This window comes from Roseateles sp. (assembly GCF_044373315.1).
Taxonomy (GTDB): Bacteria; Pseudomonadota; Gammaproteobacteria; order Burkholderiales; family Burkholderiaceae_C; genus JACDQM01.
In genome coordinates this window covers 1-5463 of sequence record NZ_JBILQK010000153.1, presented here as the reverse complement: position 1 = coordinate 5463, position 5463 = coordinate 1, and the positions used below count along the sequence as shown (strand labels likewise).

Below are 5463 nucleotides of genomic sequence, written 5' to 3'. Positions count from 1 at the left end.
CAGCTGCGGGTGTAGCGCGAGGAAATCCACTACCGCCGCGGCCAGCTGCGCAAAGGCGAACGACACGCTGCAGGTGATGCGCAGCTGCCCGCGCAGCTGGCCCTCATGCCGCGCGGTGGTTTCTTCCACCACATCCGCCATCAGGGCCAGCATCTGCTGGCTGCGGCGCAGGCAGTGTTCGCCCGCATCGGTCAGCGTCAGGCTGCGGGTGCTGCGCTGCAGCAGGCGTGCGCCCAGCCACTGCTCCAGCGCGCCCACATAGCGCGTGACCATCGCCCGCGACATCTCCAGCCGGTCTGCCGCCTCGCTGAAGCTGCCCCGGCTGGCCACCTCCACAAACACGCGCATTGCCGTCAGTCGGTCCATCACCTGCTCGAATATTGAAACAGTAATGCGCTGAATATACGGTTTATCTGCGCGAATCATGAAACTAAAGTCCGTTTCAGCGCTGCAGACCGTGCAGCTCTCAGTCCCTAAATCACAGACAGGAGTTCCCCATGATCCGCAGCAGCCTCATCATCACCGCCGCCACCAGCCTCGCCCTCGGCCTGGGCGCCGCCCATGCCGCGCAGCCGGCGCCGCTCACCGTCAAGGTCTACAACGCAGACGGCAAGAGCTTCAACGTCAACTCCACCCTGGTCTACGGCGAACGCGAGGCCATGGTGATCGACGCCGGCTTCACCCGTGCCGACGCGCTGCGCATCGCTGCCAATGTGCTGGACAGCGGCAAGCAGCTCACCACCATCTACGTCAGCCAGGCCGACCCGGATTACTACTTCGGCGTCGAAACCCTGAAGGAGATCTTTCCGCAGGTCGCCGTGGTGAGCACGCCCGCCGTGCTGGCCAAGCTGCAGCCCAAGATGGCCGGCAAGCTGGCCTTCTGGGGCCCCAAGATGGGCGCCAACGCGCCGCGCCAGCCGGTGCTGCCGCAGGCGCTGCCCGGCAACACGCTGACGCTGGAAGGCCAGACCATCGAGATCCGCGGCACACAAGGCCTGCTGGCGCACCGCCCCTATGCCTGGATTCCTTCCATCAAGGCCATCGTCGGCAATATCGGCGTGTTCGGCCAGATGCATGTGTGGACCGCTGACACCCAGACCGTGGCCGAGCGCGCCGCCTGGGTGACGCAGCTCGACGAGATGCTGGCCCTCAAGCCCGAGCTGGTGGTGCCCAGCCATATGCGCGCCGGCACCGCCACCGATGCCAGCACCATCAACTTCACCAAGAACTACCTGCTCAGCTTTGAGAAGAACCTGGCCGCCACCAAGAACAGCGCCGAACTGATCGACGCGATGAAGCAGGCCTACCCGCAGCTGACGGACGGCGCGCTGTCGCTCGACATCGGTGCCAAGGTCAACAAGGGCGAGATGAAGTGGTGATCAGGCAGCAATCAGTAGAAGGAACACCCCCATGAGCAGCCGCCTCTTGCCCATCACCTACCTGTTCGATCCCCTGTGCGGCTGGTGCTACGGCGCCGCGCCGCAGATCGAGCGCCTGGCGCAGCACCCCGGCATCGAGCTGACGCTGGCCCCTACGGGCCTGTTTGCCGGAGCCGGCGCGCGCCCCATGGACGCACGCTTTGCCGCCTATGCCTGGTCCAACGACCAGCGCATCCAGCAGCTCACAGGCCAGCCCTTCAGCGAGCGCTACCGCGAAGCGCTGTTGAATCACCCGGCCGGCGGCCGCTTCGACTCCGGCCCCAGCAGCCTGGCGCTTACCGCGGTGCAGCTGAGCGCACCTGTGCAAGAGCTGGCCACGCTGAAGCGCATGCAGGGTGCGCGTTATTTGCAGGGCCTGGACACCAGCGACACCACGGTGCTGGCCCAGCTGCTGCGCGACGCGGCGCTGCCTGAGGCGGCTGAACGCCTGCTGGCGCCCGACGCCGCGCTGCTGGACGCCCACGAGCTGCGCGTGCAGCAGGCACAGGCATTGATGCGCAAGCTGGGCGCGCAAGGTGTGCCGGGCCTGGTGCTGACTCAAGCCGATGGCCAGCAGCGCCTGCTGCGCGGCGATGTGCTGTATGGCCGCTTCGAGGCCTTGCTGGCGCAGCTGGCCGGGCGCTGAGGCCAGAATCCGGGAAGCGAAAGAACGAAGCAAGCAAGTGAGCCCCCCATGAGCGAAGTTCTTCACCAGGTGCTGGCCCAGCTGCGCGCGGGGCAGTGGCGCGCGGCGCACGATCAGGTGCAGCAGGCGCCGGCTTCGCCCTTGAGCGCCTGGCTGCACGGCCTGCTGCACATCCAGGAGGGCGATCTGGAAGACGCCGAGTACTGGTACGGCGTGGCCGGCCGCCACTTCCGCAGCCGCGGCACGCTGGATGAAGAGCTGGCGCAGTTCGAGGCACAGCTGCTGCTGCCGCCCGGCCCAGACGCTGGGTGATCCCTTCGCGCTCAGCCGGCCGGGCTAGTCGGCGCCCGCGCGCTGCATCGGCAAGCGCAGCCGCCACTCGGCCCATGCCAGATTGGGCACCCAGCACAGCCAGGCAATGGCGGGGTAGGCCAGCTCGAACGGGATGCCTGTCGCGAACGAAGCGGGCAGCCAAAGCCGCAGCGTGACCGCGGCGAAAGTCAGCGCGAAGTTGCGCACCATCCAGCGCCGGTGTGCGCTGATGTCTCCGGCGCGGATGGCCAGATAGGCCCGTAGGCCGGTGTACAGCCAGGCCAGCGCCAGCGCGCCGAAGCCCAGTTGCGACACCAGGCCGCCGAACGCGTGCCAGGCCATGAACAGGCCAGCCAGCCCGCCCACCAGCACCCCGAGGCCCAGATACAAGCGCCCCATCCAGCGGTGCAGCGCCGGCCGCCGGCTGCGCAAGCCAGCCCAGAACTGAAACGGCCCGAGGGCCAGCGCGAGGGCCGACGCAAAAATGTGCGCGTAGATGCCCAGGCTGTAGGTCTCGAAGGTGGCGCGCATGTCTGGATGCACGATGCTGCCGAGCGGCAGAAAGCCATAGGCAAAGACGGCGTAGCCTGCAACGCCCAGCGACAGAAGGGCGACGCCTACGCGCATGGCAGGCTTGGGGGCCATGCTCACAGCGCCGCCCACCTAGTGGCCAGGCCATGCGCGTGCAGCAAGCCGATCACCAGGCAGATGCCTGAGGACACCAGCCAGAAGATCAGCGAGTTTTCCGGGAATGCCGGCCGCAGCAGCGGAAAAGCCAGCGCCCGCGCCAGATAAACCGTGGTGATCGCCAGCAGCACCAGCTTGGTAAACGGCAGCCGGATGCTGATCAAACCGGCAGCCGAGAAGGCATAGGCGGCCCACAGCAGCAGCACCATGCTGATGCCCAAGGTCATCAGCGTGGGCTGCAGCCGGCCAGCCTCAACCGCCTGGGCCATCCGCTCGCCGGCACCCATGAATCGATAGGCCTGGGGGCCGATGGCGATGCAGGCCAGGTGGGCCACAGCGGCCAAAGCGCTGAGGCTGCCGGCGATGGCAAGCGAGAGGCTGATGGAGGGGGTGAGCATGGGGCTTCGTTGCTGCAGGGCGCTACGGGGGGCTTGAGAATGAGTGTAGAGGGTGCCTACGCCTGACCTGACCCCGGCCCGCTGCCGCCCGCCCTCCCTGTGCGGCGCCTGCCTGCCTGCTCTCCCATGCTGCAATTCATGTTGTGATTGTGGGCAGCAGCAATATCTGTGCATCGGCCACAAAACTCACTTCCGGCAGCAAGCTAACAACCATGCAGACCTTTGCCTCAATCCCTTCCCGCACCCTCCTGATCGCCGGCCATCCCAACAGCGGGTGGTCGGGCTGCGATGAAGGCACGCCTGGTTCGTTCGAGCTCGATTTCGCCTTCCGGATCACCAGCGACGGCGGCAAGGGCTACCTGCTGCACTACAGCTCACTCGACGGCTGCTATGCCGCGGACAGCTGGCATCAGACCATCGAGGAAGCATTCGCCGCGGCCAAGGAGCAGTTCGGGATAGAACAGGCTGAGTGGGCGAGCTGAGCGACGGGAATGTGGGCGTCAAGACTCTTGGGGGCAGGCCTTGAATCAGAAGGATTCAAAAAACTAACAAAGGGCTGATGAGCCTTGCAGCCTGCGCCTCTGCGCCCAGCGGACAGCGCTCAGCCAGCGGCCTTCTTCGCGGCATCCAGTGCCAGCGGCAGGTAGGCCGCCAGCTTTTTGGCTTTGATGTCGCCCAGGGTCTTCAGCTTGATGTGCCGCCGCCCCTTGCCGGCGCCCTCCAGCACACTCGCCGTGTCGGCGATTCTGGCGCCGTGACTGAACTCAACGGACACATGCTCGCGGTAGGCAAACACGCCGGCAAAGGCCAAACCCGAGCTGAACAGAATGCCGCCGTACTTAACCTCTTCGGACAGCGGTTGAACCGTCTGCTTCACCAGCGCCCGAACCGCCTCGACCATCTGGAACTGGTCTTCGCCGAGCAGGCGAATGTCTTCGAGCAGGGCGGCGATGGATTTGGGCATGGTGGGGTGGGCTGTTCGCCTCGGGTAAGCAAGCTCGGCGGTTTCAGTGAGGGCCGGAGTTTGAAGGGTTCAGGTTCAAGACCTCGCTACCGGTGGCTTCCACGCCGCCTCAGAAACATAAGGCATCGATGCAAGAACACTATCGAACACGGTAGTCGTCGAGATTGAACGGCGGACGGACTATCGCCGGCCTAAGGGCTATCCAAACGAGCAAGCTGAGCGGGCAAAACAACAGCATGACCAAGGCGCAAACCAGCAGTGGCGGTTTGCCACGCTTCTTTGCGTCGTGATAAGCGTAGGCGCCGCTCCAACCGATCAGGCTGATCCACAAGAAAAAGGGCACGAGGCCGATCAATGCTTCCATAGATTCCGATGGGTAACGTCGAAGGAAGGTAGCGGCCTGTGCGGCCTCTCGCATAGCGTTCTGGGACGGTCCTTGAATCTGAAGGGATCAACTCACAGACCTGACCCCGGCTCTCTGCCCGACTGCAGGGGCGTCTCTCAGCCACCCCAATCGATCAGGTCTTTGACCTTGTTGGGGACTATGAACACGCCTGGTTAGGCCGCATTTTCATAGAGGCAGGCCACCGCCCCTGGCGTGTCTAGCAATCGTTGAATTTGAGCTCCAAACCTCTGAATGTCCTCATAGGTCGCAATCAGCTCAAAGCTTGCTGACCCCCTGCTCTCAGCTCGCTGTTGCTCGTACCGTTCATCTTCGAGCCTCAAGTGAACTCCGATGCCTCCGGTGCTTCCTACCGGATAGACCCGAATCCCGAGCAGCACGTCTTTCAATCTGGGTGGAACGGAATAGGAGTCCCAGTAGCCTCCCTCGAGTCGCAGTTCGGCGCCCGGCGCCAGCGGAAAGCAAGACTGCAGTTTGGCGCCAAAGGTCCGAACTTCGCCTTCGCTAAACCCCCCCGCGTCAGAATAGTTGTCGCCCCGATAGATCCAAGACAGGGGGCGGCGATGAAGGACGAGAGTGGCAAGGTACGGACAAGCATTCAAGGACAAGGCTGTAGCGCGCATGCTGCCGCCTGA

The 5463-nt window shown here is 64.7% G+C and carries 10 protein-coding genes; 4 read left to right on the top strand and 6 right to left on the bottom strand.

What is annotated here, in order from left to right; all coding sequences use genetic code 11:
- The coding region (locus tag ACIQ67_RS19225; RefSeq protein ID WP_397535987.1) for a LysR family transcriptional regulator at positions 1–366 on the bottom strand (366 nt) is incomplete at its 3' end.
- A gap of 131 nt (positions 367–497) precedes the next feature.
- Between ACIQ67_RS19225 and ACIQ67_RS19220 the strand changes: the two genes are divergently transcribed.
- From ACIQ67_RS19220 to ACIQ67_RS19210, 3 genes are read left to right on the top strand one after another with little or no spacing between them, the layout of a single operon-like run.
- Positions 498–1379 (top strand): MBL fold metallo-hydrolase, encoded by an 882-nt coding sequence (locus ACIQ67_RS19220; RefSeq protein WP_397535986.1) that lies wholly within the window; start codon positions 498–500, stop codon positions 1377–1379.
- Between the two features lie 31 nt (positions 1380–1410).
- Positions 1411–2064, top strand: a complete 654-nt coding sequence (locus ACIQ67_RS19215) for a DsbA family protein (RefSeq protein WP_397535985.1) — start codon at positions 1411–1413, stop codon at positions 2062–2064.
- A 48-nt stretch (positions 2065–2112) separates the two neighbouring features.
- Complete coding sequence (locus tag ACIQ67_RS19210) at positions 2113–2376, top strand: hypothetical protein (protein WP_397535984.1); 264 nt, start codon at positions 2113–2115, stop codon at positions 2374–2376.
- A 24-nt stretch (positions 2377–2400) separates the two neighbouring features.
- Here ACIQ67_RS19210 and ACIQ67_RS19205 read toward each other — a convergent pair whose 3' ends face one another.
- Together ACIQ67_RS19205 and ACIQ67_RS19200 are read right to left on the bottom strand one after the other, a co-directional pair.
- Entirely contained in the window at positions 2401–3021 is a 621-nt protein-coding gene (locus ACIQ67_RS19205; RefSeq protein ID WP_397535983.1) for a DUF2306 domain-containing protein, read from the bottom strand.
- A 2-nt stretch (positions 3022–3023) separates the two neighbouring features.
- Positions 3024–3461, bottom strand: a complete 438-nt coding sequence (locus tag ACIQ67_RS19200) for a hypothetical protein (RefSeq protein WP_397535982.1) — start codon at positions 3459–3461, stop codon at positions 3024–3026.
- A gap of 212 nt (positions 3462–3673) precedes the next feature.
- On the opposite strand from ACIQ67_RS19200, the gene ACIQ67_RS19195 reads away from it, so the two are divergent.
- A complete protein-coding gene (locus ACIQ67_RS19195) occupies positions 3674–3943 on the top strand; it encodes a hypothetical protein (protein WP_397535981.1) in 270 nt (89 codons plus the stop codon).
- 119 nt (positions 3944–4062) lie between these two features.
- Here ACIQ67_RS19195 and ACIQ67_RS19190 read toward each other — a convergent pair whose 3' ends face one another.
- The 3 genes from ACIQ67_RS19190 to ACIQ67_RS19180 all read right to left on the bottom strand — a co-directional run.
- Positions 4063–4425, bottom strand: coding sequence for a DUF1801 domain-containing protein (locus tag ACIQ67_RS19190; RefSeq protein ID WP_397535980.1), 363 nt, complete (start codon positions 4423–4425; stop codon positions 4063–4065).
- A 139-nt stretch (positions 4426–4564) separates the two neighbouring features.
- Complete coding sequence (locus ACIQ67_RS19185) at positions 4565–4789, bottom strand: hypothetical protein (RefSeq protein ID WP_397535979.1); 225 nt, start codon at positions 4787–4789, stop codon at positions 4565–4567.
- Between the two features lie 194 nt (positions 4790–4983).
- Positions 4984–5463: hypothetical protein (locus tag ACIQ67_RS19180; protein WP_397535978.1), on the bottom strand; the 480-nt coding region annotated here is incomplete at its 5' end.